24 protein-coding genes and 1 riboswitch are annotated in these 25073 nt (G+C 69.6%); of the genes, 6 read left to right on the top strand and 18 right to left on the bottom strand.

Features of this window, described 5'->3' with window-relative positions; genetic code table 11:
- Window positions 1–65: 65 nt before the first annotated feature.
- Window positions 66–1052, top strand: coding sequence for a Bug family tripartite tricarboxylate transporter substrate binding protein (locus tag E0W60_RS07570; protein ID WP_133093377.1), 987 nt, complete (start codon window positions 66–68; stop codon window positions 1050–1052).
- Between the two features lie 72 nt (window positions 1053–1124).
- Here E0W60_RS07570 and E0W60_RS07575 read toward each other — a convergent pair whose 3' ends face one another.
- The 3 genes from E0W60_RS07575 to E0W60_RS07585 form a co-directional block, all read right to left on the bottom strand.
- Window positions 1125–2114 carry a Bug family tripartite tricarboxylate transporter substrate binding protein gene (locus tag E0W60_RS07575; protein ID WP_135703528.1) on the bottom strand — a complete coding sequence of 330 codons (990 nt, stop codon included), beginning with the start codon at window positions 2112–2114 and terminating at the stop codon, window positions 1125–1127.
- Window positions 2115–2181: 67 nt separating this feature from the next.
- Entirely contained in the window at window positions 2182–3168 is a 987-nt protein-coding gene (locus tag E0W60_RS07580; protein WP_135703529.1) for a tripartite tricarboxylate transporter substrate binding protein, read from the bottom strand.
- A gap of 49 nt (window positions 3169–3217) precedes the next feature.
- Window positions 3218–3967: a GntR family transcriptional regulator gene (locus E0W60_RS07585; protein WP_135703530.1), complete on the bottom strand. Its 750-nt coding sequence runs from the start codon at window positions 3965–3967 to the stop codon at window positions 3218–3220.
- Between the two features lie 121 nt (window positions 3968–4088).
- Between E0W60_RS07585 and E0W60_RS07590 the strand changes: the two genes are divergently transcribed.
- A complete protein-coding gene (locus E0W60_RS07590; RefSeq protein WP_135703531.1) occupies window positions 4089–4937 on the top strand; it encodes an amidohydrolase family protein in 849 nt (282 codons plus the stop codon).
- Here the strand turns inward: E0W60_RS07590 and E0W60_RS07595 are convergent.
- The 8 genes from E0W60_RS07595 to E0W60_RS07630 form a co-directional block, all read right to left on the bottom strand.
- Complete coding sequence (locus tag E0W60_RS07595; RefSeq protein ID WP_135703532.1) at window positions 4934–5626, bottom strand: DUF2894 domain-containing protein; 693 nt, start codon at window positions 5624–5626, stop codon at window positions 4934–4936. The genes E0W60_RS07590 and E0W60_RS07595 overlap by 4 nt on opposite strands.
- Window positions 5619–6269 carry an OmpA family protein gene (locus tag E0W60_RS07600; protein WP_133093371.1) on the bottom strand — a complete coding sequence of 217 codons (651 nt, stop codon included), beginning with the start codon at window positions 6267–6269 and terminating at the stop codon, window positions 5619–5621. Before E0W60_RS07600 ends, E0W60_RS07595 begins: the two co-directional genes overlap by 8 nt.
- Window positions 6266–9142 (bottom strand): DUF802 domain-containing protein, encoded by a 2877-nt coding sequence (locus E0W60_RS07605; protein WP_135703533.1) that lies wholly within the window; start codon window positions 9140–9142, stop codon window positions 6266–6268. Before E0W60_RS07605 ends, E0W60_RS07600 begins: the two co-directional genes overlap by 4 nt.
- 10 nt (window positions 9143–9152) lie before the next feature.
- On the bottom strand, window positions 9153–9896 hold the full coding sequence (locus E0W60_RS07610; RefSeq protein ID WP_135703534.1) for a DUF3348 domain-containing protein: 744 nt from the start codon (window positions 9894–9896) through the stop codon (window positions 9153–9155).
- A 182-nt stretch (window positions 9897–10078) separates the two neighbouring features.
- Window positions 10079–10588, bottom strand: coding sequence for a 6,7-dimethyl-8-ribityllumazine synthase (locus tag E0W60_RS07615; protein ID WP_135703535.1), 510 nt, complete (start codon window positions 10586–10588; stop codon window positions 10079–10081).
- Window positions 10589–10663: 75 nt separating this feature from the next.
- A riboswitch (FMN riboswitch) is annotated at window positions 10664–10815 on the bottom strand.
- An 81-nt stretch (window positions 10816–10896) separates the two neighbouring features.
- Window positions 10897–11445 (bottom strand): GAF domain-containing protein, encoded by a 549-nt coding sequence (locus E0W60_RS07620; protein ID WP_346769547.1) that lies wholly within the window; start codon window positions 11443–11445, stop codon window positions 10897–10899.
- Window position 11446: 1 nt separating this feature from the next.
- A complete protein-coding gene (locus tag E0W60_RS07625; RefSeq protein WP_135703536.1) occupies window positions 11447–12424 on the bottom strand; it encodes a Bug family tripartite tricarboxylate transporter substrate binding protein in 978 nt (325 codons plus the stop codon).
- A gap of 60 nt (window positions 12425–12484) precedes the next feature.
- Window positions 12485–14314, bottom strand: a complete 1830-nt coding sequence (locus E0W60_RS07630) for a gamma-glutamyltransferase family protein (protein ID WP_135703537.1) — start codon at window positions 14312–14314, stop codon at window positions 12485–12487.
- A gap of 121 nt (window positions 14315–14435) precedes the next feature.
- On the opposite strand from E0W60_RS07630, the gene E0W60_RS07635 reads away from it, so the two are divergent.
- The 3 genes from E0W60_RS07635 (at window position 14436) to E0W60_RS07645 (ending at window position 16361) form a co-directional block, all read left to right on the top strand.
- Window positions 14436–15389 carry a LysR family transcriptional regulator gene (locus tag E0W60_RS07635; RefSeq protein WP_135703538.1) on the top strand — a complete coding sequence of 318 codons (954 nt, stop codon included), beginning with the start codon at window positions 14436–14438 and terminating at the stop codon, window positions 15387–15389.
- 159 nt (window positions 15390–15548) lie between these two features.
- Entirely contained in the window at window positions 15549–16157 is a 609-nt protein-coding gene (locus E0W60_RS07640; protein ID WP_135703539.1) for a glutathione S-transferase, read from the top strand.
- A gap of 51 nt (window positions 16158–16208) precedes the next feature.
- Window positions 16209–16361, top strand: coding sequence for a hypothetical protein (locus E0W60_RS07645; protein ID WP_431189853.1), 153 nt, complete (start codon window positions 16209–16211; stop codon window positions 16359–16361).
- Here the strand turns inward: E0W60_RS07645 and dmpG are convergent.
- From dmpG to E0W60_RS07680, 7 genes are all read right to left on the bottom strand, one after another.
- Window positions 16339–17388, bottom strand: coding sequence for a 4-hydroxy-2-oxovalerate aldolase (gene dmpG, locus E0W60_RS07650; RefSeq protein ID WP_135703540.1), 1050 nt, complete (start codon window positions 17386–17388; stop codon window positions 16339–16341). The two genes, E0W60_RS07645 and dmpG, sit on opposite strands and share 23 nt — an antisense overlap.
- A 14-nt stretch (window positions 17389–17402) precedes the next feature.
- Entirely contained in the window at window positions 17403–18353 is a 951-nt protein-coding gene (locus tag E0W60_RS07655; protein WP_133093363.1) for an acetaldehyde dehydrogenase (acetylating), read from the bottom strand.
- A gap of 20 nt (window positions 18354–18373) precedes the next feature.
- Window positions 18374–19381: a Bug family tripartite tricarboxylate transporter substrate binding protein gene (locus E0W60_RS07660; RefSeq protein WP_240745762.1), complete on the bottom strand. Its 1008-nt coding sequence runs from the start codon at window positions 19379–19381 to the stop codon at window positions 18374–18376.
- Between the two features lie 50 nt (window positions 19382–19431).
- Complete coding sequence (gene mhpD, locus E0W60_RS07665) at window positions 19432–20223, bottom strand: 2-keto-4-pentenoate hydratase (protein ID WP_135703541.1); 792 nt, start codon at window positions 20221–20223, stop codon at window positions 19432–19434.
- Between the two features lie 20 nt (window positions 20224–20243).
- Window positions 20244–21188, bottom strand: coding sequence for a 3-carboxyethylcatechol 2,3-dioxygenase (locus tag E0W60_RS07670; RefSeq protein WP_135703542.1), 945 nt, complete (start codon window positions 21186–21188; stop codon window positions 20244–20246).
- A 1-nt stretch (window position 21189) separates the two neighbouring features.
- The gene (locus E0W60_RS07675) at window positions 21190–23073 is read right to left on the bottom strand and encodes a bifunctional 3-(3-hydroxy-phenyl)propionate/3-hydroxycinnamic acid hydroxylase (protein ID WP_135703543.1); all 1884 of its coding nucleotides are present in this window, start codon (window positions 23071–23073) and stop codon (window positions 21190–21192) included.
- 91 nt (window positions 23074–23164) lie between these two features.
- Window positions 23165–24103 (bottom strand): alpha/beta fold hydrolase, encoded by a 939-nt coding sequence (locus E0W60_RS07680; protein ID WP_135703544.1) that lies wholly within the window; start codon window positions 24101–24103, stop codon window positions 23165–23167.
- Window positions 24104–24245: 142 nt separating this feature from the next.
- On the opposite strand from E0W60_RS07680, the gene E0W60_RS07685 reads away from it, so the two are divergent.
- Complete coding sequence (locus tag E0W60_RS07685) at window positions 24246–25046, top strand: DNA-binding transcriptional regulator (protein ID WP_135703545.1); 801 nt, start codon at window positions 24246–24248, stop codon at window positions 25044–25046.
- Window positions 25047–25073 lie beyond the last annotated feature (27 nt).

Here is a 25073-nt window from a genome sequence, read left to right on the forward strand (position 1 = left end):
CGAAGCAGCAACCGACAGACAAGCCATGAAGGCTTGCTGAAAATCCATCAGACAGGAGACAAGACATGCATGCAACCGACTTTCTGCGCCGCGTATCGGCATTGACCCTGGCCGCCGCCGGCCTCGCCCTCAGCGGTGGCGCCATGGCGCAAGCCTGGCCGGCCAAGCCAATTACGCTGGTCGTGCCGTTCCCTTCGGGCGGCACCACCGACGTGCTGGCGCGCGCGCTGGGCGACCAGCTTTCCAAAAGCCTCGGCCAGCCGGTGATCGTCGAGAACCGGCCTGGCGCAGGCGCCACGGTCGGCGCCGACTATGTCGCCAAGAACAAGCCGGACGGCTACACGCTGCTGATGGGCGCGGTGCACCACACCATCGCCACCAGCGTGTACAAGAAGCTTCCCTATAGCTTCGAGAAAGACCTCGCGCCGGTGGCCCCGGTGGCGATGGTGCCCAATGTGCTGGTGATCAACGCCGCGAAGACGCCGGCGAAGACTGTCAGCGAACTGGTGGCGCTGGCCAAGCGCGCCTCGCCCGAGTTTGCCTACGGTTCCAACGGCAACGGCACCGCGCAGCACCTGATCGGCACGCAGTTCCAGGCCGCCACCGGCGCGCCGCTGCTGCACGTGCCTTACAAGGGCAGTGGTCCGCTGACCACCGACCTGCTTGGCGGGCAGGTGACCATGTCGTTCGACACGCTGACGCCGGTGCTGCAGCACATCAAGTCGGGCAAGCTGCGTGCGCTGGCGGTGACCACGGCGAAGCGTTCGACCGTGCTGCCCGACGTGCCGACGCTGGAAGAGGCCGGCCTGAAGGGATTCGACATCGGCACGTGGTTCGGCGTGATGGCGCCGGTCGCCACGCCGGAGCCGGTCGTGACGCGCCTCAACGCCGAGATCGTCAGGATCGTGAAATCGCCGGATTTCCAGCAGCGCATGCAGGCCATCGGCGCCGAGCCGATGACCAGCACGCCGAAGGAATTCGCGCGCCGCATCCAGGATGAGACGGTGAAGTTCGCAAAGCTGGTGAAGGACGGGAAGGTGACGATCGAATAGATGCTGCCCCGCGGTTTGCTCCCTCTCCCGCAAGCGGGAGAGGGAGCAAACATAGCATCCTCCGGAAGCCACTCAATCCGGCTTGATCTGCGCCCGCGCAATGATCGGCTTCCAGCGCTGCTGCTCCTGCGCGATAAACCGTGCAAACTCCGCCGGCGTATTGCCCACCACGATGGCCGCGTCCGCGCTCAGCCGCTCGACCGAGCTCTGGCTCTTGACGGCCTTGATGGTCGCATCCGCCAGCTTGTCCGCGGCCGCCTGCGGCAGCGTTGCGGGCGCGAGCAGCCCATACCACTGCGTCATCTCGAACCCGGGATACCCTTGCTCGGCCACGGTCGGTACATCCGGCAGCTGCGGAATGCGCTGCGTGGTGCCGGTGGCGATGCAGCGCACCTTGCCGGTCTTGATGAACTGCAGGATTGCCGGCGCGCCCACGGCGGCCGCTTCCAGCCGACCGGAGAGCAGGTCGGTGATCTGCGGGCCGCTGCCGCGGTACGGCACGTGCGTGATGAAGGTGCCGGTCGCCGCCTTCAGGTACTCGAAAGCCAGGTGCCCGGCGCTGCCATTGCCGGCCGAGCCGTAGTTGAGCTTGCCCGGCTTGCTCTTGGCCAGCGCCACGAATTCCTTCAGGTTCTTCGCCGGCACGTCGGGATGCACCACGTACAGGCTTGGCACCTTGGACAGCAGCGAGATCGGGCGGAAGTCCTTGATCGGGTCGTAGGGCAGCTTGGGGAAGATGAACGGGTTCACCGCCAGCGTGCCGATATGGCCGAGGATCAGCGTATGGTTGTCTTCGGCGCGCGCCACTTCGCCCATGGCGATATTGCCGGCGGCGCCCGGCTTGTTTTCCACGAACACCGACACGCCCAGCAGCTTGGTCAGTTCCGCCGCGGTGGAGCGCGCGACGATTTCCGAGCTGCCGCCCGGCGCGAACGGCACTACCAGCCGGACCGGCTTGGCCGGCCACGCCTGGGCGCGGGCGAGCGTGGGGAAGAGGGCGCTGGCGCCCAGTGCCGCGGTCGCTTGCAGCAACTGGCGGCGGGTGTGGTTGACGCGGGTCATGCGGGTCTCCGTGGGTATCCGGTCGTAGTGATTGCGGCGATTGCGCCGCGGCTGGCGATGCCGGCGATCATTCAGGCTTGACGTTGCCGTCTTTGATCACCTTGGCCCACAGCCGGGCCTGGCCGTCGATGAATTGCTGCGCCTGTGCCGGCGGCGCGGCCACCACCTCGCCGCCAAGTTCGGTCACGCGCTGCCGCGTCTCGGGGCTGTGCATCACCTTGTGCAACGCCTCGGCAAATTTGGCGACGATCGGTTCGGGCGTGGCAGCCGGCAGGAAGGCTGCGTTCCACTCATAGACTTCATAGCCGGGCACGCCGGCCTCCTGCATCGTCGGCACGCCCGGCAGCGCGTTGGTGCGCTGGTGGCTGGTGACCGCCAGCGGCTTGAGCTTGCCGGCCTTGATGTGCTGCAGGCTCGATGCAACATTGGCGAAGAACAGCGGCACCTGCCCGGCGATGACATCGGTCATGGCCGGGCCGCCGCCCTTGTAAGGCACGTGCAGCAGGTCCACCCCCGCGCGCTGTTCGAACAGCACGCCCGCCAGGTGCTGCGCCGAGCCATTGCCGGATGAGGCAAACGCTACCGAACCGGGGTTCTGCTTCGCCATCGCCAGCACGTCGCCGACCTTGGTGGCCGGGAAGCTGGCAGTGGAAACCAGCACGTTGGGATAGCGCGCCAGCACGCCGACGGGCTTGAACGCCTTGGCCGGGTCGTAGGGCAGCCTGGCGTAGAGGCTGGGATTCACGGCGTAGGAAGAGGCATCGACCATCACCGTATAGCCGTCGGGCGCCGCCTTGGCGACATAGGCCGCGCCGATCTGGCCGCCGGCGCCGGGGCGGTTTTCCACCACCACCGACTGGCCGAGTTCGCGGCCGAGGCCCGGCGCGATCAGCCGTGCCATCAGGTCGGCGCCGCCGCCCGGCGGATACGTGACCACGATCGTGATGGGCCGCGACGGCCACGTGGCGGCGCTCTCGGCGGCCTGCGCCGGCGCAAGTTGCAGCAGGATGCCGGCGGCGCCGATGGCCGCGCCCAGCGCCTTGATGGAATGCATGAAACGGTCTCCTCGGATGCGGATCAGGTATCGGATGGCTAGCAGACAATCAGCGGATGTCAGCGGTATAGCGAAAAGCGAAGGCATCGCCCCGGGTCAGCCGGTATTCGATGCAGGTGCCGCGCAGGTCGAAGGCGTGCCGGGTCACCACCGCGCAGGGGTGCGCATCGGGCAGTTCCAGCAACTCGGCCTCGTCATGCGCCAGCGTGCGGAAGGTGACCTCGTCGACCGCGCGGTGCACGGTGATGCCGCACTGGCTGCCGAGCAGCGGATACAGCAGGTCGCCCCATTCCCATACCGGCAACTGCTGCAGCGCTTCGCAACGCGGCAGCGGCAGCCAGATCGATTCCAGCAGGCGCGGCTTGTCGTCCAGCCAGCGGCGGCGCGTGATCGCCAGGCCGCGCGCTCCGGATGGCAGTTCGAAGCGCTCCGCCATGGCCTTGTCCAGGCGCACGGCGCGGCACGACAGGATTTCCGAGCGCGGCACCTTGGCGTCGCCGTCGGCACCGCCGAAGCGGAAGAAACGCATCGGGCTGGCGCCGGTCAGGCCCTTGCGCACAAAGGTGCCCCGGCCCTGCACGCGTTCCAGCAGCCCTTCCTGCACCAGCACGGCGATCGCCTGTCGGATCGTTCCCAGCGCGATGCCGAATTCTTTCGCCAGGGCGCCCTCGGCGGGTATCGCCTCGCCCGGCGGCCAGTCGCCAGAAACAATGCGCGCCTGGAGCTGTGCGGCGATCTGGCCATACCGGCTCAGGCCGGCCGCGCTGGTGATTTTCTGAAGCAGGTCAATGTCCGCCATCGGTTGTCCGTCGGTCTGGAGCCGTGCTAAATTGTTGTCCATGTCCTCTAGAGGACTAGAATACTGACGCGGGCTTGCTTCCCCTATCCGGAATTACCCGCGGACACAGCAGGGCAGACAGATGAATCAACCCGAAACGCCGGTGGTGGACTGCCACTTCCATACCTTCGATGCCGGCCCGGCAGCGCCCTCCGCTCGCTACCGGCCCCCGTATGCCGCCACGCTGCCGGACTGGCGGCTGCTGGCCGGGGCGCTTGGCGATCCGTTCGGGGTGGTGGTGCAGACCAGCTTCCTCGGCACCGACAACTCCGCGCTGCTGGCGGCGCTGCGCGCCATGCCGGCGCGGCTGCGCGGCGTCGCGGTGGTCGATCCCGACGTATCCGATGCGGCATTGCGCGAACTGGACGACGCCGGCGTGCGCGGCATCCGGTTGAACCTCTATCGCGATCCCGGCTGGCAGCGCATCGGCACAGCGCCGTGGCGCGCATTGTTCGCACGTATCGCCGCGCTGGGCTGGCATGTCGAGCTCCATACCGACAACGGCGACGGCAGCGCGGTGCTGGCCGCGCTGGATGGCGTACTGGGCGAGTCAGGCGTACCGGTGGTGCTCGACCATTTTGGCAGGCCGGGCGCGGCGGGCGTGGCGGACCCGGTGTTCAGCGTGGCCGCGGCGGTGCGAGCGCGTCGGCAGGTGTGGGTCAAGTTCAGCGCGCCATACCGGTTGGTGGCGCCGGGGGCGTGGCGCGAACTGGCGCAGCGCTGGCTGGAAGTGGTCGGTGCCGACCGGCTGCTTTGGGGCAGCGATTGGCCGTGGACCAATCATGAAGCCGGGGAGCGGGCGGGGGAGTGCGGGGAAACCAGCCGCTGGCCCGGAACCGCGCCGGCGGAGGCTTCGCTGAATGAAGCGCTGCGCTGGCGCAATGCCGCGGCGCTCTACGGGTTTGCGATCGCGCCAGGGACGGCGGACTAGCCCGCCGCCTTGCGCGGCCTGGCGCGGGTGGTCTTCTTCGCGCTGGTGGCCCGCACCGCTTCGTTCTCGGCCGGTGCGCCGCCGCGATGCAGTTGCTCCAGCCACGCCATCGCCTCGACATACGAGAAGAACTGCTCCAGGTAGCCTGGCGACACCTCATGCATCAGCGTCAGCGCACGATGCACGAGGTGGTCGGAATTGAGCGGTCCGGCATTGCCCGGCAACTGCGCCTGCGACTGCCGCAACTGCCGGCTCACGCTGACGCGCGACCACGTGTCGCGGAAATAGTCGACCAGTTCCGGCTCGGGTTCGGGACGCACGGCGCGCGCCGGTGCAGCGGCGCGCGGCGCAGGGGCGCTCGGTGCGGACGCGATCCCTGCAGCGCGCGTATTAGCCTTGATGTAGCCGACCAGTCCGGCAAGCGTGCCGATCGGATTTGCGGTGGCTTCCTGTTCGGTTGCTGCGGCCGTTTCGCGCCGCGCAGCGTCTTGCGCCACGGCTTCGCGGTAGCTGTCGACCAGCGCCGCCAGCCGCGCATCCAGCATCTGCCGCACCGCGCCGTCATGGCCGGCCGAGCGCCGCGCCAGCGCATCGATCAGCCGGAAGCGCACCGGGTCGACGCCGGCGGCATCGCTGTCGCGCCAGGCGTCGAGCTGCGCGCGTGCGCTTGCGGCGACGTCTTCAGTCACGCGGCTTCCCCGTCCCCATGGTCACGCGCGGCACCGGCGCGATTTCCACGCGCCGGTTCTTCGCGCGGCTCCCGGCATCGGTATTGGCCGTGACCGGCTGCTGCGAGCCGAAGCCCGCGGAGAACAGCGAAGCGGGCGGCACGCCGGCATCGATCAGCGCGCGCGTCACGGTCAGCGCGCGCTGCGCCGACAGCTCCCAGTTGTCGGCGAAGCGGCGGTTGCCCTCGCGTACCTGCTGGTCGTCGGTGAAGCCGCTGACCATCAGCATCTCGTCGCGCGTGCGCAGGTAGGCCGACAGCGGTGCGGCCAGGCTGCGCAACAGCTCGCGGCCCTCGGGCTGCAGCTGGTCGGAGTTCAAGGCAAAGAGCACGCTGCCGCTGATGCCGATGCGCCCGTTCACCAGCGTCACGCGCCCGGCGGCGAGCGGGCCGGCCAGCGCCTGCTCCAGCGTCTGGCGGCGCTGCGCTTCTTCCTGCCGCTGCCGCACCTCGTCCTCAAGCCGCGCCGACAGTTCGAGCTGCACGCCGATGACGCCCAGCAGCACCAGCACGAACGCGCCCAGCAGCACCGACATCAGGTCGCCGAAGACCGCCCAGGCCGGCACCGTCGGCTCGGCGCCGGCGTCGATGTAGTCGTCCTTCATGCCGCCTCTGCGCGCGGTGCCTGCCGGCCGCCCAGATGCTGCAGGTCTTCCAGGATCTGCTTCTGCGACAGCATGCTGAGGTCGACCACCTCGCGCGCCTGCGCCACGTAGTAGGCCAGCTGCTCATCGCTGCGCGCCATCGACTTGTCGAGCGCGGCCTCGATGCGCTGCAGCTGTTCGGAGAGCTTGTCGTTGGAGGCGCTGAACATCTGCACCGCCACGCCGAAGGCTTCGCCCAGGCTCGCCACCTCGACGGCGCTGCCGGTGACCTGCGCCGCGGCCTGCGCCAGGCGGCCGGTCTCGGACTCTACCTGCTCGGTGAAGCGGCCGCCGACGCGCTCCAGCAGCTCGGACGTGGTCGCGAGCAGCGTGTCGACCGCGGCGCGCTGGCCGGTGGAGGCGTGGTTCACGGCGTCGAGCAGCGTGCCCAGCGTTTCCAGCATGCGGCTGCGCTCTTCCAGCATGGTGTTGTCGCGGGCCATGCCTTCGGTGAGCTTCTGGCGCAGTTCGGCGATGACTTCGGCCGCGGCCCTGGGCGCTTCGGCGGACGCCTGCATCAGGCGCGCGACTTCGGCGATGGTGCTGCTGGCGTGCGCCTCGGCCTGCGCGGTGATGTCGCGCGCGGTCTGCGCCAGCGTGTCGCAGATCTCCTGCTGGCGGCTGGCGCTGTGGCTGCCGGCCTGTTCCCATTGCTGGCGCAGCGAGCCGGCCATGCTGTCGAGGTGGCCGGTCCAGGCGGCCAGGCGCTGTTCGTCGCGCGCGGCCAGCTCGGCCTGCAGGGCGGCGGCGGCCCTGGGCGCCTCGGCGGCGGCCTGCACCAGGCGCTCGATTTCGGCCAGCGTGCCGCTGGCGTGCGCCTGCGTTTCGGTGGAAATCGCTTGCGCGGTCTGCGCCAGTGCTGCGCAGATTTCCTGCTGGCGGGTGGCGGTCTGCGCGCCCGCCTGCTGCCATTCCTGGCGCAGCGTGGCGGCCATCGCGGCGAGGGCTTCGGTCCAGGCTGCGAGGCGTTGCTCGTCGCGCGCGCTCAGTTCGGTCTGCAGGGCCAGCGCGGCCTTCGGCGCGTCGGCGGCAGCCTGCACCAGACGCTCGATCTCTGCGATGGTGCCGCTGGCGTGGGCTTGCGCCTGCGCCGAGATGTCGCTGGCAGTCTGCGCCAGCGCGGCGCAGATTTCCTGCTGGCGGCTCGCGGCCAGTGCGCTCGCCTGTTCCCATTCCCCGCGCAGTCCGGCGGCCATGTTGCCAAGCGCGTCGGTCCAGGCTGCGAGGCGTTGTTCGTCGCGCGCGCTCAGCTCGGCCTGCATGCCCAGCGCGGCCTTGGGCGCGTCGGCGGCGGCCTGCACCAGCCGCTCGATCTCGGCGATGGTGCCGCTGGCATGCGCTTGCGCCTGCGCGGCGATCTCGCGCGCGGTCTGCGCCAGCGTCTCGCTGATTTCCTGCTGGCGGCTCGCGGCCTGCGCGCTGGCCTGGTCCCACTGCTGGCGCAGCGCCTCGGTCATGCTGCCGAGCGTGCCGGCCCACGCAGCCAGGCGCTGCTCGTCATGCGATGCCAGGCCCGCCTGCAGGTCGGCGTGCGACTGGCCCACCGTGCACACCAGCGACGCCGCCTGCTGTTCGAATGCCGCCGTGGCGGCGGCCAGCGCCTGCTGGTTGTCGGCGGCGAGCTTCTCGCCGGTGCGGGCCTGCTGCGACAGGGCCTCGGTCCACGCCCGCGCGGTGCTGGCGGAGGTTGTTTCCAGCCGTGCCGCGACCTGCTCGACCAGGCCGGCCGAACGTTGCTCGAATGCCTGTGCAAAGCCGTCGAGCGCGCCGCGCAGTTCGCCCGTCAGGACTTCATTGCTGCGCTGCTGGCTGGCCAGCGCTTCGTTCCAGATCCCGGCGACGCCGGCGGTCGAGGTCTCGAAGCGTGCCGAGATGCCTTCGAGCTGCTGCTGCACGGACTGCGTGACGGCGTCGCGCATGGCGGCGGTCTCGCGCGCCAGGCCGGCCATGGTCGCTTCCACGGCCGGCTGGATCGCCGTGCCGGCGGCGCGCGCGCTGTCGGCAACGCTGTCTTTCAGCGATTGCCCGACCGCGGCGGCCAGCTGCGTGTACACCGTTTCGGTCTTGCCGTGGAAGGCTTCCTGGCTGGCCGCCAGGCGCTCCGCCATGGCCTGGTTCTGCTGCTCCATGGTCGCCATCATGGCCTGCAGCCGGTCGACCAGCGCCGGCATGGCATCGGCCTGGCGCTGCAGCAGCCGGAACGACTCGTCGCGCTGGTGGCTGCGGGAATAGGGGCGCAGCGTGGTGGCGATGCGCGCATCGAGCGCCTGCGCGGCCTGCACGCGTTCGCGCCGGCACAGGGCCGACAGCAGCCCCAGCATGGCCGACGTGGCCACGCCGGCCACCGAGGTGCCGAAGGCGAAGCCCAGCCCCTTCACCGGCGCCGCCAGCGACGCGCGGATCGCCTGCAGGTCGGTCGCGGTTTCCAGCGCCATGCCGGTGCCGCGCAGCGTCGACACCATGCCGAGGAACGTGCCGAGCATGCCCAGCAGCACCAGCAGGCCGACCAGGTACGGCGTCAGCGCCGGCCCCGGCAGCGCTACGCGCTCGCCCTCGACGCGCAGGCGCACCGCGTTGCGCAGTCCCGCGGGCAGGCGCTCCAGCCAGCCATCCAGGCTTGCCGGCGCTTCGGACAGCCCCTGCACCGCCTGCGCCAGCCCCAGCGTGCCCTGCCGGTAGCGCAGCAGCTCATGCGCGCCGGCCACGTAGCAGGCGCCGATCAGCAGCGTGACCGACAACGCCAGCGCATTCGAGCCGGCATAGCCTGCGGCGATCCAGCACATGGCCGCCAGGCCCGCCAGGAAAACAACAAGATGGAAGAAGTATCGGTTCATGGGGTCCTGGTCAGCTGCCGCGCAGCGCGGCGAGCAATCCTTCGACGGGTTGGAAGCGTATTTCCAGCTCGGCCAGCAATACGCTTTGCATATCCTTGCGAAACACGGCCAGCCACGCGCCGGGCGCGACCGGGGCTGCGGCGGCCGGCTTTGTGGCGGCCTGGGCCTCGGCCAGCGCCGCGGCTTCCGCCTGGCGCAAACGCTGGAAATGCCCTTCCAGCAGGGTCGGCACGCTGCCGAGCACGCTTTGCTCGCGCGCGCCCAGCACGCGCTCCATTACTGCATCGACCATGGCCAGCCGGGCCATGTCCGGCGCACGCGTCGACAACGCCGCCCGCAACCGCCCGCGCAAGGCGCCGATCGCGGTTTCCATGGACTGCTGCTGCGACACGTAGCGGTGGCGGTAGATGGCGAAGTCCACCTGCGCATCCACGGCCTCGGACGGTCGCCCCGGCCCGCGCCGGCGTGCGGCGAGGGCGTTGTCCCCCGCGATGGCGTCGCTCAGCGCCGCGCGCACGCGTGCGCACTCCTGCTCTTCGGCGGTGGCGCCGGAGGCACGTGCAACGGCCGGCCCCGCGCCCGGCGCGGCTTTCAGCGCCGCCGACAACGCGATCGCATCCGGCCAGCCCAGCCATTGGCTCAGCTGGCCCGAAAGTGACGTTGCAGGAGGTGGGGCGTCGGCGTCGGTCAGGCGCGCCAGCAGCCGGACTAGCGTCGGACCGCTGAAACCTGTGCGCCGGGGCTCTTGGGACATACCGCCGGATTCAAAAAGCCAGCAGTTTACACGCCTCGGGGAGGCGGAAGGCAGTATCCGGGGGAGGGGAGCGGCGGCAACGGATGCCGCCGCGGGCGAGCCGTGCCGTTTAGCAAGTCCCGCGGTTCATGATTCCTGAACATGCCGCGGACATGAACCGCGCGGCACAGCCCTTCAACGCATCAGGCCGCCAGCTTCTGCAGCGACGCCACCGTGCGGACGCAGGCCTGCGCCGCCTCGCGGCCCTTGACCACGAAATGCTCGGCAAAGAAGCGATGGTGCTCGTCGTGCTCATGGAAGCTCTTCGGCGTCAGCACGGCCGAGAACACAGGGATCTCGGTGTCGAGCTGGACGCGCATCAGGCCGCTGATGACGGCATCGGCGACGAATTCATGCCGGTAGATGCCACCGTCGACGACAAAGCCGCTGGCGACGATGGCGGCGTACTTGCCGGACCTGGCAAGCCGTTGCGCATGCAGCGGGATTTCGAAGGCCCCGGGGACATCGTAGATATCGATGGCATCCGCGGCGACGCCGAGCTTTGCCATTTCGACCACGAACGCGTCGCGCGCACGATGGACGATATCGGCATGCCATTGGGCATGGATGTAGGCAATGCGCTTGCCTTCGGGGAGGGAAAAGCCGGCCGCGGGTGCGGTGGCGCGCTGGAATGCAGAGACAGGCTGATTCATGGTGTTCCTGTACGGATGGAGTTGGCCAGAATCAGGGCGCACGAGACTTGCCCCCGTGAAGACGGGGGCATTTTTGCTCGCTCTCTTTCATCCGGACTATCACCGTCGGCTTCGGATTTGAACCGAATCTGCTGACCCCGGCATGTGGGCATGCCGGGCGCTCGCGGGCTTATGCGTCAGACGCCTTCACCGCCGGTAGGGACTTTCACCCTGCCCTGAGAACGTTGCCGCGCTGTGCTTCGTTGTGCTTTCAACGCGGCGGGGGAATCATACCGCAGAGTAGCGTTCGGCGTGGGCGGACGCTTCCGTCAGCGGCGCGCAGCGGTCAGCGCCTGCACCGGCGCCACCGCCAGCGCCGCCAGCAGCCTGAGCGCCGCAACCTCCGCCGCCGACCAGATGGCGCGATCGGCCAGGTAGTTGAAGGTGCCGATCACCGGGCCCTGATAGCCCAGCGGCACATTGACCACCGCCGTGCACCCGAGCTTGCGGATCACCTGCACGTCATCGAACACCGCCGCCAGCGCTTCATCGCCCTCGCCGACAAAGACCTCACCGCGCTCCAGCAATTGCCGGCGCCACGGGCTGTCGCCCTTGGTCTTGTGCCCGCCGACCGGATAGGCGGCGGTGTCGGATGACCACAGACGTTCGATCCGCGCCGTCTCCGCATGCCAGGCATTGATCGTCAGCAGGCCGGGGCCGAGCGTGCGCAGCGTGGCTGCGCCGATCGCGTCGAGCGCCGCGGCGGGGCCGCGCGCCTGCCGCAGCGCGTCGCACAGCAGGTTGACCTGCGCGATCAGCGAGCCGGCGTCTTCCAGCGGTGCGCCGGCTTGCGGGGCCGGGTGCGTTGCCTGGCTCACTTCATTCCCCCTGGATGCCCAGCTCGCGGATCAGCTTGCCGTAGCGGTCGGCATCGCGGCGCAGGATGGTGGCGAACTGCTGCGGCGTGGAGGTCGCGGTTTCAACGCCGATGGCGTTCATCTTGGCTTTCACTTCAGGCAGCGCCATCACGGCGTTGATCTCGCGATTGAGCCGTGCCGTCAGCTCGGCGGGCATGTCCTTCGGCCCGAAGGCGCCATACCAGACTGCCAGCTCATAGCCGGGCAGGGTCTCGGCCACGGTCGGCACGTTGGGCAGCAGCGGCGAGCGCTTGCTCTCGGTCACGGCCAGCAGGCGCAGCTTGCCTGCCTTGACGTGCGGCAGCGTCTGCGTGCCCGCCGAGAACAGCAGCTGGGTCTGCCCGGCCACGGTATCGACCACCGCCGGCGCGCCGCCCTTGTACGGCACGTGCAGCATCCGGATGCCGGCCATCTTCTCGAACAGCACCGCGCTGAGGTGGTTGGTGGAGCCCGGACCCGCGCTGGCGTAGGCGAGCTTGCCCGGATTGGCCTTGGCGTAGGCCGCCAGCTCCTTCACGTTCTGCGCCGGCACCGAGGGGTGGACCACCATGGTGTTGGTCACGTAAGCCAGCAGGCCCAGCGGCGTGAAGTCATCCACGCCGCGGAACGGCATGTTGGACATCAGCGCCGGGTTCATGGCGTGGGTGCTCATCGAGCCCACCAGCAGCGTGTAGCCGTCCGGCCTGGCGCGCGCCACCATGGCCGAGCCGATGTTGCCGGACGCGCCCGGCTTGTTGTCGACGATCACCGGCTGGCCGAGCGAGCGCGTCAGGTGCTCGGACAGCACGCGCGCCAGGATATCGGTCGAGCCGCCGGCGGCCCAGGGCACGATCAGCGTGATCGGCTTCTGCGGCCAGGCTTCGCTGGCGCCGGCCGGGGCCGCCAGGCACATCGCCAGCGCGGCCACGCCGCCCAGCAGGGTTTTCAGTACTGCGCGCATTTTCCTTCCTCCTTGGGACTGGCGCGGACCTGGTGCGGTCCGCTGTCATGATTTGAATCGTCAGCGACCCACTGCGTAGCCCTGCATGCCGCGCGGATTGGCGCCGGCGCGCAGCACCAGCCGCCCGCGCCCGTCGCGTTCGCGCGAGCATGCCGACATGCGGCCTTCTGACCAGGGTTCGCCCACGCGGACTTCGTGCCCGCGTCCGCGCAGCGCCGCCAGCGTTGCCGCCGGGAAGCGCGATTCCACGCTGATGCGGTTGAGCACGGTCTGGCGCGGCCAGAACGAGCCCGGGAAATGGTCGATATGCCACGCGGGTGCATCGATTGCTTCCTGCAGGTTCATGCCATGCACCGCATGGCGCAGGAAGAATGCCAGCGACCACTGGTCCTGCTGGTCGCCGCCCGGGGTGCCGAACACCATATACGGCTCGCCGTCGCGCAGCGCCAGCGACGGCGACAGCGTGGTGCAGGGGCGCTTGCCGGGGGCCAGCGTGTTGGGCAGGCCGGGCTCCAGCCAGGTCATCTGCAGGCGGGTATTGAGCGCGAAGCCGAGCGCCGGGATGGTCGGGCTCGACGAGAGCCAGCCGCCCGACGGCGTGGCGGCGACCATGTTGCCGTGGCGGTCGATCACGTCGATATGGCAGGTGTCGCCGACAAAGAGTTCGCGTTCGGCCCATTCGGCTACCGGCGGCAGCTCGGCGAAGGTCGGCTCGCCCACGCCGAAGCGCACGTCGGCTTGCCGCAGCGTGCGCTCGGCGACACCCAGGTCGGGCAGGCGCGGCGCCATGCGATCGAGCGTGCCGGGATCGATCGCCAGCGCCGCGCGCTCGCCGATGCGCTGCGCGCGCGCGGCCAGGTAGCCGTCGTCGAGCAATGTGGCAAGCGGGCTCTGCGTGAAGCGGGGATCGCCGTACCAGGCCAGGCGATCGGCCATCGCCAGCTTGGTGGCTTCGGCAATGCGGTGCACGAATTCGGGCGAATCGGGCGCATGCTGCGCCAGCCCGGCGTGGCGCAGCATGCCGAGCTGCTGCAGGAACACCGGACCCTGGCTCCAGATGCCGCACTTGGCCACCGTGTAGCGGCCGAAGTCGAGCGTGACCGGATCCTCTTCCCCGGGTCTCCAGCCGGCCATGTCGTCGTAGCGCAGCAGGCCGGTGTGCTTGTCGCCGGTGGTGTCGCGCACCGGCGTGTTGCGGCAGTAGGCGTCGATTTCCTCGGCGACGAAGCCGCGGTACCAGCAATCCAGCGCGGCGTCGATCTGGCCGGTGCGGCTGTCGCTGCGGCGCTGGGCATCCTCGACGATGCGGGTGTAGGTATCGGCCAGCGCCGGCAACGTGTGCAGGCTGCCCGGGCGCGGCACCTTGCCGTCCGGCAGCCAGGTGGCCGCCGAGCTGTGCCATTCGTCGCGGAACAGCGCCTGCACCGCCAGGATCGCGCGCGAGATGCGCGGCACCAGCGGGAAGCCGTCGCGCGCGTAGCCGATGGCGGGCGCCAGCACATCGGCCAGCGACCACGTGCCGTGATCGCGCAGCATCGTCAGCCACGCGCCGAAGGCGCCGGGAACGGCGGCGGGCACCAGCCCGATGCCCGGCATCAGCTCCAGGCCCTGCGCGCGCAACGCGGCGGGATCGGCAAGCGCCGGTGCCGGGCCCTGTCCGCACAGGGTGCGCATGCGGCGCTCGCGCTCGCTCCAGAACAGGATCGGTACTTCGCCCCCGGGGCCGTTCAGGTGCGGCTCGACCACCTGCAGCACGAAGCCGGCCGCCGCCGCGGCATCGAAGGCATTGCCGCCGCGTTCGAGCACGCCCATGGCGGTTTGCGTGGCCAGCCAGTGGGTGGAGGCGGCAACGCCAAAGGTACCGACGATTTCGGGGCGGGTAGTGAACATGGGTTGCAACTCCGGTGATGCGAGCCAGTATAGGATTGTGGAATAACCGCGAGAGTCTGATTGGTTATCGTTGCATTACCATTTGGTAATACGACATTAGCGCCCCCGTTGCAGGATTCCTGTGCCCATAGCCGCCTCCGACAAGCTGGTCCACAACCTCGTCTCCCGCCTGCGCCTCAGGCACCTGCCGCTGCTGCTGGCGCTGGAGCGCCAGCGCTCGGTGTCGCGCGTGGCGGCCGAGCTGAACCTGTCGCAGCCCGCCGTCACCAAGACCCTGCGCGAGATCGAGGACATCTTCACGGTGCCGCTGTTCACCCGCACCCGGCGCGGCCTGGAGCCCACGCCCACGGGCCGCGCGGTGCTGGCGCATGCGCGGCTGACGCTGGCGGATACCGATGCGCTGGGGCGCGAGCTGGCGGCGATCGGCGCCGGCATGTCGGGGCGGCTGCGCATCGGCGTGATCCCGTTCATCAGCCGCACCGTGCTCGATGCGGCCTGCAGCTTCGGCCTGACCCAGTCGCCGCGGGTTTCGGTGCTGGTGCGCGAGGGCACCACCGACGAGCTGGTGGCGGCGCTGCGCGAACATGAGCTGGATTGCGTGGTGGCGCGGACCTTCTACGCGCCCGGCGCGGACATCGCCCAGCAGCCGCTCTACCGCGAAGAGCCCGCGCTGGTGGTGCCCGCCGCGGCCGCCGGCCGGCTCGGACGCGGGCCGCTCGACTGGCGCCGGCTGGCCGAGCGCGACTGGATCCTGCCGCCGCCGAACACGCCGATCCGGCGCACCATCAACACCATCTTCGCGGTGGCCGGCGTGGCGCAGCCGGTGCCGATCGTCGAGACCTACTCGATCAAGACCATGGCCACGCTGCTGCGCAACCACGCGGCGGCTATCACCATCGTGCCGCGCGCGGTGGCTGCCGAGCTGGTCGAAGGCGGGGGCGCGGCGGCCTTGCCGCATGCGCTGAGCTGGGACTTGCCGCCGGTGGGGGTGATGTGGCGGCGGCAGGCGCTGGAGGACGATGTGGTGGTATCGCTGGTGGCGGCGTTGGGGAAATTGCGGTGGGAGGAGGGATAGGGCGCCGGGACTGTGCAGTCATCAGAGCTTGCTTCCGCCCCTCGCATACGCTCTCCTCTCCCTCGCGCGGGATAGGGGAGCAAACGGCTGGCGGTCATGGCGCGTGCGCGCTCATAATCAGCCTCGCATCCCCAACCAACCCAACCCGGAGCCATACCCATGCGACTCATCGGCATGCTCGATTCCCCCTACGTGCGCCGTGCCGCCATCACGCTGCGCCTGCTGGATTTGCCGTTCACCCACGAATCCATCTCCGTGTTCCGCACCTTCGACCAGTTCCGCGCCATCAACCCGGTGGTCAAGGCGCCGTCGCTGGTGTGCGACAACGGCGTAGTGCTGATGGACTCGACGCTGATCATCGACTACGCGGAAGCGCTGGCGGGCCGCAGCCTGATGCCGGCGTCGCTGGAAGAGCGCCAGCGCGCGCTGCGCACCATCGGCCTGGCGCTGGCGGCCAGCGAGAAGGCCGTGCAGCACGTGTACGAGCACAACCTGCGGCCGGCGGAGAAGGTGCACCAGCCGTGGGTGGAGCGCGTCGACGGCCAGCGCGCCAGTGCCTTTGCCCTGCTGGAAGACGAGATCGCGCGCATGCCCGTGCCGGCCGATGAGGCGGCCGTGAGCCAGGCCACGCTGACCGCCGGCGTGGTGTGGACCTTCACCCAGGCGCTGCTCCCCGGTCACGTCGACCGCGCGGCGCACCCGGCGCTGGCGGCGCTCGCGGCGCAGCTCGAAAGCTTTCCTGCGTTCAGCGCGCTGCCCCACGCATGACAGCCCGGGGGATCGCGGTCGCGATGGGTGGCAATGGATCGGTCGTGGTTCATGGTGGTCCAGCACGTGCAGGTGCTGCCTCGCGTGTTCGGGGTAGACCTGCTCGCGCGCGGGCGCAACGAAGAAGCCTCGCAGGCGATGCGCGAGCACCTGCAGCACACGCTCAACGCGCTGGCGCAGATCAGCCGGCTGCTGGAGCCGTAGCCGATTGGTTCAGAGGCTGGTTCAGCAGGTCCAGCGCCACGTCCACGATCATGTCTTCCTGCCCGCCCACCATGCGGCGGCGGCCCAGCTCGACCAGTACGTCGACGGTCTTCAGGCCATAGCGTGCCGCGGCAGCTTCGCTGTGGCGCAGGAAGCTGGAATACACCCCCGCATACCCCAGCGCCAGCGTCTCGCGATCGACCCGCACCGGGCGGTCCTGCAGCGGGCGCACCAGGTCATCGGCGGCATCCATCAGCCGGTACAGGTCGGTGCCGTGATGCCAGCCCATGCGCTCGGCGGCGGCGACAAACACTTCCAGCGGTGCATTGCCCGCGCCCGCGCCCATGCCGGCCAGGCTGGCGTCGATGCGGTCGCAGCCTTCCTCCACCGCGACGATGCTATTGGCCACGCCCAGGCTCAGGTTGTGGTGCGCATGCATGCCGGTCAGCGTTTCGGGCTTGAGCACGTCCTTGAACGCGCGGAAGCGGTCGCGCACGCCGTCCATGGTCAGCGCGCCGCCGGAGTCGACCACGTAGCAGCAGGTCGCGCCGTAGCTCTCCATCAGCTTGGCCTGCTGCGCCAGCTGCTGCGGCGTGGTCATGTGGCTCATCATCAGGAAGCCGACCGCTTCCATGCCCAGCTCGCGCGCCGCCTCGATATGCTGGCGCGAGATATCGGCCTCGGTGCAGTGCGTGGCCACGCGCACGATGCGCGCGCCGGCCTGGTAGGCGTCCTTGAGGTCGTGCACGGTGCCGATGCCGGGCAGCAGCAGCGTCGCGATCCTGGCGTGGCTGACCACGTCGGCAACGGCCTCGATCCACTCCAGGTCGGTATGCGCGCCGAAGCCGTAGTTGAAGCTGGAGCCCTGCAGCCCGTCGCCGTGCGCGACTTCGATCGAATCGACGCCGGCCTGATCGAGCGCGGCGGCGATCTGGCGGACCTGCGCCACGCTGTACTGGTGGCGGATGGCGTGGCTGCCGTCGCGCAGCGTCACGTCGGAAATATAGAGTGTCTTGTCGATGCTCATGGCGTGGTTCCGGTTCAGGCGGCAGCGGACTCGGCCAGCATGGCTTCGGCCATGCTTTCGGCGGTGTTCAGCGCGGCGCTGGTCATGATGTCCAGGTTGCCCGCGTAGGCAGGCAGGTAGTGCGCGGCGCCCTCGACTTCGAGGAAAACCGTGGTCTTCAGGCCGGCGAGTCGGCCCAGCCCCGGGATATTGAGCGGCGCCTCCGCGGGGATTTCCTCGAACTGCACCGCCTGCTTGAGTCGGTAGCCCGGCACGTAGCGCTGCACGTCGGCGGCCATGCGCGCCACCGATTCGGCAATGGCATCCTGGTCGGCCGGCTCGCTCAGGCAGTACACGGTGTCGCGCATGATCAGCGGCGGCTCGGCCGGGTTCAGCACGATGATGGCCTTGCCGCGGCGCGCGCCGCCCACCTGCTCGATGGCGCGCGAGGTGGTTTCGGTAAATTCGTCGATATTGGCGCGCGTGCCGGGGCCGGCGCTCTTGCTGGAGATGCTGGCGACGATCTCCGCGTAGTGGACCGGCGCCACGCGCGATACCGCCGCCACCATCGGGATGGTGGCCTGGCCGCCGCAGGTGACCATGTTGACGTTGGGCGCGTCGAGGTGCGCGGCGCCGTTGACCACCGGGATGCAGTACGGGCCGATCGCCGCCGGGGTCAGGTCGACCATGCGCAGCGCCGGGCGCAGCGCGCGCAGGAACGCATCGTTCTTCACGTGCGCGCCGGCGCTGGTGGCATCGAACACGATGTCGATGTCGCCGAACACCGGCAGCCGGGCCAGCCCTTCCACGCCTTCATGCGTGGTGGCAACGCCCATGCGGGCCGCGCGGGCCAGGCCGTCGGAGGCGGGGTCGATGCCGACCATCGCGCCCATCTCGACATGCCGGCCATGCCGCAGGATCTTGATCATCAGGTCGGTGCCGATATTGCCCGAGCCGATGATGGCGGCTTTGAGCTTGCGCGTCATAGGGATTCTCCTTGGATGGGTTACTCGACGCTGGCGCCGCTGGCCTTGACCAGCGGGGTCCAGCGCGTGCTTTCGCTGGCGAGGAAGGTGCCGAACTGCTGCGGGCTCATCGGCATGGGATCGAGGCCCTGGTCGGCGAAGCGCCTGGCCACTTCCGGGGCCTTGAGCGCCTTCAGCGCGGATTCATTGAGCCGCGCGACCACCGCGTCGGGCGTGCCGCTGCGCACCACCATGCCGAACCACACGCCGGCATCCAGGCCGGGCACGCCCAGCTCGGCCAGCGTGCGCACGTCGGGCAGGCTGGGGGAGCGCTTGCTTGAAGCGATCGCCAGGGCCTTGACCTTGCCGCCCTTGATCAGCGGCGAGGTGGTGATGACCGGGTCGAACATCATGTCGACCTGGCCCGCCATCACGTCCTGCAGCGCGGGGGCCGAGCCCTTGTAGGCGACATGGGTGAACTTGCCGCCGGTCTTGTCGCCGAACAGGCCGCCGAGCAGGTGCCCGATCGAGCCGATGCCCTGCGAAGCGTAGTTGACCCCGTCCGCGCGCGACTTCGCCAGCGCGACCAGGTCCTTCACGGAGCCGGCCGGGCTGTTCTGCGGCACCACCAGCACCAGCGGCGAGGCGGCCAGCGCCGTCACCGGCTTGAAGTCCTTGAGCGGGTCGTATGAGAAGTTGCGGTACAGGCCCGGGTTGATCGCGAACATCTCGGTGGCCGCGACGAACACCATGTGGCCATCCGGCTCGGCGCGCTTGACCGCCAGCGCGGCGATCTGCCCGCCGCCGCCGGGGCGGTTCTCGACGATCACCGGCTTGCCGAGGTCGCTCTGCATCTGCTGCGCGACCTGGCGCGCGATCATGTCGGTGATGCCGCCCGCCGGGAACGGGACCACGATGGTGACGGGGCGGTTGGGGAAGGCGGGCGCCTGCGCCGTGGCCGCGCCGGCGCTGCCGACCAGGGCGGCGCCGATGGCGATGGGGGCGAGCAGCCTGGCAATCAGGCGATGCATGCGATGGGGGCGTTGCATGGTTGTCTCCGTTTCTCTGTCGTTATGGGTTCAAAGCTTCGGCAGTCATGTCAGCTGTCGGCGAACTTCGCGCGTACGGTGCCGACGCCGGTGATATGCGCTGCATAGGTCTTGCCGGCCTGCACCGGCACCATCGGCCCCAGCGCCCCGGTCAGCACCAGGTCGCCGGCGCGCAGCGGGTCGCGCAGGCTGGCCAGCTTGCGCGCCAGCCACACCGCGGCGTTGAGCGGATGGCCCAGGCAGGCGGCGCCGCTGCCGTGCGAGACGCGTTCGTCGCCGCACCGCATTTCCATCTCCACCGCTTTCAGGTCGAGGCCAGCCAGGGGCACCGGAACTGCGCCGATTACCACCAGCCCGCTGGAGGCGTTGTCGGCCACCGTGTCGACATACGAGATGTCCCAGTTGGCGATGCGGCTGCCGACCACCTCGATCGCCGGCAGCACGTAGTCCACCGCGCCCAGCACGTCGAGCACGGTGGCATCGGCTACGTCGAGGTCGCGGCGCAGCACCAGCGCCACCTCGGCCTCGGCCTTGGGCTGCAGCGTGCGCGCCATCGGGATCGGCTCGTCGTCGCCGTAGACCATGTCGGCGAACAACGTGCCGAAGTCGGGCTGGTCAACGCCCAACTGGCGCTGCACCGCGGGCGAAGTCAGGCCGATCTTGCGGCCGATCACGCGGCGGCCGCCGGCTTGCCAGACGGCGACGTTGGCGCGTTGCACGGCGTAGGCGGTGGCCGCGTCGTCCGTGGCGATCTCGCCGCGCAGCGGCGCTACCGGTGTGCGCGTTCGCTCGGCTTCGCGCAGGCGTGCGGCGAGGGCGAGGATGGTTTCCTGGTCTGGCATGGCTGTGTCCTTGAGAAGTGTCAGTGATGCGCGGGCGCGGCGTGCATCAGCGCGAAGCCGGCAATCCATTCCGGGATCGGGCGGTAGTAGTCCAGTTCGGCGCGGTAGGCGCCGCTCGCAGCGAGTGCGGCAAAGGCGGCGATCCACGTGCGCACCTCATGGGCCGACTTGCCGGCGTCACGCGTGATGCCGTCGTTGGTCATGCCGTCGACGCGGGTCAGTTCGCCGCTTGCGAGCAGCGCCAGCAACGCGCGGTCCCAGTCGGGGTTGAGCGCATGCAGGTGGCTGTCGCCGCCGGCAAAGGCGCGCGCGGCGGCCACGGTGCGCTCCTGCCGCGCCTGGCGCGAAGCCGGCGGCGGGTTGCGCCCCGCGATCAGGCGTTCCGCCACTTCCGCGCTGGCGCCGGCAATCTCCGGCACCGGCGGCTCGTGCGAGATGCCGCCGGAGCCGACCACCAGCACGCGCTTGCCCAGCCCCGACAGGTAGCGGCCGATGGCATCGCCCAGCAGCCGCGCGCGGCGGCAGCTTGCCATCGGCGGCGCGACCGAGTTGATGAACACCGGGATCACAGGGTAGCGGTCGAGCGCGCCGGTCAGCACTTCCAGCGCCTGCGCGCAGCCGTGGTCGACCTGCATGCGGTACGACACCGCCACGTCGAGGTCCTGCGCCATCACCGCTTCGGCCAGGCCCAGCGCCACGTCCTGCGGCACGTCGAGCGGACCGGCGAGGCTGTTGAAGTCGCCGATGGCGCTGGCCGCCACGCCGACGCAAAACGGCGGCATTACGTCATAGAAGAAGCCGTTGTAGTGGTCGGGCGCGAACACCACCACCAGCTCGGGATCGAAGGCTTCCACGCGGGCGCGCGCGGCGGCCTGCAGGCGCTCGACCTCGGCCACGATTGCCGGCGCCGGGTCGTAGTAACCGTGCAGCGGCGTATGCGACAGGCATTCGAGATGAATCGGCATGTCAGGCTCCCGCGGCAAGCTGCCGGACGGCGGCGGCCTGCGCCTCGTACGAAGGCGCGGCGGCACGGGCGGCGGCGCGCGTATCGGTTTCCCCGGCCTCCTCGGCCGCCGGCGTGCGCAAGGCCAGCTTGCGCGCCAGCGCCACCACCGAATCCGAGACCTGCTGCGGCGAGCACATGCCCGCGACAAAGCGGTCGGGCCGCAGCAGTACCACCGAGCCGGGCTGGTTGCCGAACCAGTCCTTGAGGCGGTTATGCACGTCGCCCACGGCGATCACGCCAGCGGGCACGTCGTCGCGGTAGTCGAGCTGCGGATCCGGCTTGGCCAGCACGAACACCCCGCCGAGCTGGCGCCACACCGCGCGCGCCTGCGCCGTCAGGCCGAAGGTGGGATCGGTGCCCCAGCCGAGGATGGCGAAGCGGTTGCCAATCACATCGTCGAGGCGCTCGACGTTATTGGCTTCGGTGCGCACCAGCGGCTGGATGAACATGCGGCCCACCGGCGAGTTGCCCGCGGGGTCGCGGCCATGCACCAGCCGGCCGACCAGCGATTCGCGCTTCTCGCTCATCAGGCCCAGCAGTCGGCCCAGCGCGGAGTTGCCGGAGCGCGCCAGGCAGCGGGCCAGCAGGCCGGGATGCGCGCGGCGCTGGCCTTCGGGCAGGAGCACGACGCCTTGCTCGTAGCGCGGCATCGGCTTGAAGCGCATCTCGACGAAGTACTGCTTGACCGCGGGGAAGCGGTTCAGCACCCTGGTCAGCCCGTCGCGCAGCGCCGAGCCCGCGCGGCTGGCAGGCGCGAAGATATCGCCGGCCACCTCCGACAGGTGGATCATCGAACGCGCATGGGCGCGGCGCTCGGCCGTATAGGTGTCGAGCAGCGCATCGCCGGCCTGGCCCTTGACCACCATCGCCAGCTTCCAGCCCAGGTTGCTGGCGTCGCGGATGCCGCTGTTGTAGCCCTGGCCCTGCCACACCGGCATGATGTGCGCGGCATCGCCCGCCAGCAGCACGCGGCCGGCACGGAAGTCGCGCGCCAGGCGTGCATTGTGGGTATAGACGCGCTTGCGGATGTAGTCGACCTTGTCCGGGTCGGCCACCACCTTGCGAATCAGCGCGGCCATGTTCTCGGGGCGCGACAGTTCTTCCTCGGTCTCGCCGGGCATGACCATGAACTCGAAGCGGCGGATGCCGTGCGGCAGCGCGGCCGACACATAGGGCCGCTCGGGGTCGCAGTGCATGTAGATGTGCGGCGTGCCGATCGGGTCGTTGCGCACGTCCACCACGATCCACTGGTTGGGCTTGGTGCGGCCTTCGAACGGCATGTCGAGCGCGCGGCGCACCAGGCTGTTGCCGCCGTCGGCACCGACCATATAGGCGGCACGGATGCGCACCGGCCGGCCGGCTTCGTCGGCGGCTTCGATCTGCACGCCGTGGTCGTCATGCGTGAACGACGCCACGCCGTGGCCCAGCAGCGTGCGCACATGCGGGAAGCGCCGCAGGCCTTCGAACAGGATGCGGTCGGCCAGCGGCTGGATGAAGGCATTACGGCGCGGCCAGCCGAACTCGTCGGTGCGCGGCTCGATCGACGCAAAGCAGCGCCCGCCCGCGGTGACGAAGCGCATCCAGTGGTGGGGCGTGGTGTGCGGCAGCAGCGTCTGCGCCAGGCCGACCGACTGGAATACGCGCAGCGCTTCGTCGTCGAGGCCGATGGCACGCGGGTAGTCGATGATCTGCGCGAGCTTTTCCACCAGCACCACGCTGACGCCCTGCAGGCCGAGGATATTGGCGATCATCAGGCCGACCGGCCCGGCACCGACGATGGCGACATCGCAATCGACAGTGTCAGGACGAGCGTCGCCGCCCGCCATGGCGATGGCGTGGGTCATGTCTGTCTCCGTTATGTGTTGTGGGTGTCCGGGCGCGGCCCGGACCGTCAGGGATGTGCGCAGCCCAGTCGTCAGGGATGCGCGCAGCGCATCAGACCGCGGTGGCCTCGGGCACCGGCTTGCCGAGCAGGAAGTTCAGCTGGATGCGGTTGAAGGTGTCGGCATCCTCGAACTGCGGCCAGTGGCCGCAGCCATCCATCACCGTGAACAGCGCGCCGGGAATCATGGTGGCGATGCGCCGTCCTTCCGAGACATCTGCGGTGGGATCGTCGGAGGTCCACAGCACCAGCGTCGGCGCCTGGATGCGGCCATAGTCGCCGGCGCGCAGGATGTTGCGCTGGCGCGTCTCCATGTCCTGCAGCACCATGTTGCCGCGCTGCGCCTCGACCATGCCGGGCTGCGCATAGATCGCCTGGCGCGTGGCGACGAGGTCGTCGAAGACCTTGGACTTGTCGGCCATCAGCCATTCCACGCGCGCCTTGATGAAGTCCCAGCTCGGGTCTTCGACCGCGCGCATCGACAACGTCTTCAGGCGTTCCATCACCACGGGGTCGGCCTGCGAGCCGCCGGCGGTGTTCAGTACCAGGCGCTCGACACGACCGGGATGGTCGATCGCCAACTGCGAGGCGACCCAGCCGCCCAGCGATTCGCCGCTGAACGAGGCGCGTTCGATGTCGAGCGCATCGAGCACGCGGATCACGTGGTCGACATAGGCAGACACCTCGCGCGGGCCATCGGGCTTGTCGGTCCAGCCGTGGCCGATCATGTCGATGGCCCAGACGTCGAAGTGTTCGGCATGCGCCTTCAGGTTGCGCACATAGGCTTCGGCGTGGCCGCCGACGCCGTGCAGCAGGATCAGCGCGGGCTTGCTGCGGTCGCCGGCGTGCAGGTAGCGTGTCTGGATGCCGCCGGCATCGAGCCAGCCCTGGGTGAAGCTGACGCCGCGCAGGTCGGCCCAGATGCTCTGGAACGGCTTGGCGGCAGTGGTGGACGTATTGAGGGCGGTGGCCGGGACGGCTTGCGTCGACATTCGGTTGTCTCCAGGTTCTGTGCAGGGTGCCTGCATTCGGGGGGCTTGCTTTGAACGGAAGTCTAGAGACCGCATTGCTCGCGGCAAAAAAAATGTGCAAACTGTGCAAGGAGTGCACAACGTTGATTTAAAAGGATTTTTTATGGCGCTGGAACGGGATGCCATTTACGCCAATGTCAGGGGGCTGACGCGTGGCCTGGATGTGCTGCGGGCGCTGAACCGCATGGAAAGCGGGCGCGCGACGGCCCAGCAACTCGCGCAGGAGACGGGGCTGCATCGCACCACCGTACGGCGCCTGCTGGAGACGCTGGTGGCGCAGGGCTTCGTTCGTCGCAGCGAGTCGGACGACACCTTCCGCCTGACGCTGCAGGTGCGCGCGCTCAGCGAAGGCTTCACCGACGACGAATGGATCTCCACCACCGCCGCGCCGCTGATGGGCGAACTGCTGCAGCAAGTGGTATGGCCCTCCGACCTGACCACCCCCGACGGCGACGCGATGATCATCCGCGAGACCACGCACCGCTTCAGCCCGCTGTCGTTCCACCGCGCCATGGTGGGGCGGCGGCTGCCGATGCTGCTGACGGCGTCGGGGCGCGCCTACTTTGCCAACTGCACCGAGGCCGAGCAGGAGAGCATCGTCGCGATGCTGCGCTCAGGTGCCGGGGGCGAGCACCAGGCCGCGCTCGCCAGCGATGCGCAGTTCGTGCAGAACCTGGTGAAGCGTGTGCGGCAGGATGGCTTCAGCACCAATCATGGCGACTGGAGCGAGCAGCGCAACATCAGCGCCATTGCCGTGCCGCTGCGCGCGGGGGAACGCGTGCTCGGAAGCCTGAACGTGGTCTACCTGTCGCGCGCGCTCAAGCCGGCTGAGGCGGAGGCGAAGTTTGTGGCGCCGCTGGCTGGCATTGCGGGCAAGATCGCGGCGGGTATGGCTGGCGCCTGAGCGGACTGGCGCAGCAGCCGAATACAC

The organism is Cupriavidus oxalaticus, from assembly GCF_004768545.1.
Classification (GTDB): domain Bacteria; phylum Pseudomonadota; class Gammaproteobacteria; order Burkholderiales; family Burkholderiaceae; genus Cupriavidus; species Cupriavidus oxalaticus_A.

Excerpts from the sequence above, each read along its gene's own strand:
- E0W60_RS07600 (WP_133093371.1), bottom strand. The coding sequence starts at position 6,269 with ATGAAGGACGACTACATCGACGCCGGCGCCGAGCCGACGGTGCCGGCC.
- E0W60_RS07630 (WP_135703537.1), bottom strand. The coding sequence starts at position 14,314 with ATGTTCACTACCCGCCCCGAAATCGTCGGTACCTTTGGCGTTGCCGCC.
- E0W60_RS07680 (WP_135703544.1), bottom strand. The coding sequence starts at position 24,103 with ATGTCGACGCAAGCCGTCCCGGCCACCGCCCTCAATACGTCCACCACT.
- dmpG (WP_135703540.1), bottom strand. The coding sequence starts at position 17,388 with ATGAGCATCGACAAGACACTCTATATTTCCGACGTGACGCTGCGCGAC.
- E0W60_RS07570 (WP_133093377.1), top strand. The coding sequence starts at position 66 with ATGCATGCAACCGACTTTCTGCGCCGCGTATCGGCATTGACCCTGGCC.
- E0W60_RS07585 (WP_135703530.1), bottom strand. The coding sequence starts at position 3,967 with ATGGCGGACATTGACCTGCTTCAGAAAATCACCAGCGCGGCCGGCCTG.
- E0W60_RS07605 (WP_135703533.1), bottom strand. The coding sequence starts at position 9,142 with ATGAACCGATACTTCTTCCATCTTGTTGTTTTCCTGGCGGGCCTGGCG.
- E0W60_RS07615 (WP_135703535.1), bottom strand. The coding sequence starts at position 10,588 with ATGAATCAGCCTGTCTCTGCATTCCAGCGCGCCACCGCACCCGCGGCC.
- E0W60_RS07660 (WP_240745762.1), bottom strand. The coding sequence starts at position 19,381 with ATGCAACGCCCCCATCGCATGCATCGCCTGATTGCCAGGCTGCTCGCC.
- mhpD (WP_135703541.1), bottom strand. The coding sequence starts at position 20,223 with ATGCCAGACCAGGAAACCATCCTCGCCCTCGCCGCACGCCTGCGCGAA.
- E0W60_RS07655 (WP_133093363.1), bottom strand. The coding sequence starts at position 18,353 with ATGACGCGCAAGCTCAAAGCCGCCATCATCGGCTCGGGCAATATCGGC.
- E0W60_RS07645 (WP_431189853.1), top strand. The coding sequence starts at position 16,209 with ATGGTGGTCCAGCACGTGCAGGTGCTGCCTCGCGTGTTCGGGGTAGAC.
- E0W60_RS07625 (WP_135703536.1), bottom strand. The coding sequence starts at position 12,424 with ATGCGCGCAGTACTGAAAACCCTGCTGGGCGGCGTGGCCGCGCTGGCG.
- E0W60_RS07670 (WP_135703542.1), bottom strand. The coding sequence starts at position 21,188 with ATGCCGATTCATCTCGAATGCCTGTCGCATACGCCGCTGCACGGTTAC.
- E0W60_RS07580 (WP_135703529.1), bottom strand. The coding sequence starts at position 3,168 with ATGCATTCCATCAAGGCGCTGGGCGCGGCCATCGGCGCCGCCGGCATC.
- E0W60_RS07675 (WP_135703543.1), bottom strand. The coding sequence starts at position 23,073 with ATGACCCACGCCATCGCCATGGCGGGCGGCGACGCTCGTCCTGACACT.
- E0W60_RS07685 (WP_135703545.1), top strand. The coding sequence starts at position 24,246 with ATGGCGCTGGAACGGGATGCCATTTACGCCAATGTCAGGGGGCTGACG.
- E0W60_RS07640 (WP_135703539.1), top strand. The coding sequence starts at position 15,549 with ATGCGACTCATCGGCATGCTCGATTCCCCCTACGTGCGCCGTGCCGCC.
- E0W60_RS07610 (WP_135703534.1), bottom strand. The coding sequence starts at position 9,896 with ATGTCCCAAGAGCCCCGGCGCACAGGTTTCAGCGGTCCGACGCTAGTC.
- E0W60_RS07575 (WP_135703528.1), bottom strand. The coding sequence starts at position 2,114 with ATGACCCGCGTCAACCACACCCGCCGCCAGTTGCTGCAAGCGACCGCG.
- E0W60_RS07590 (WP_135703531.1), top strand. The coding sequence starts at position 4,089 with ATGAATCAACCCGAAACGCCGGTGGTGGACTGCCACTTCCATACCTTC.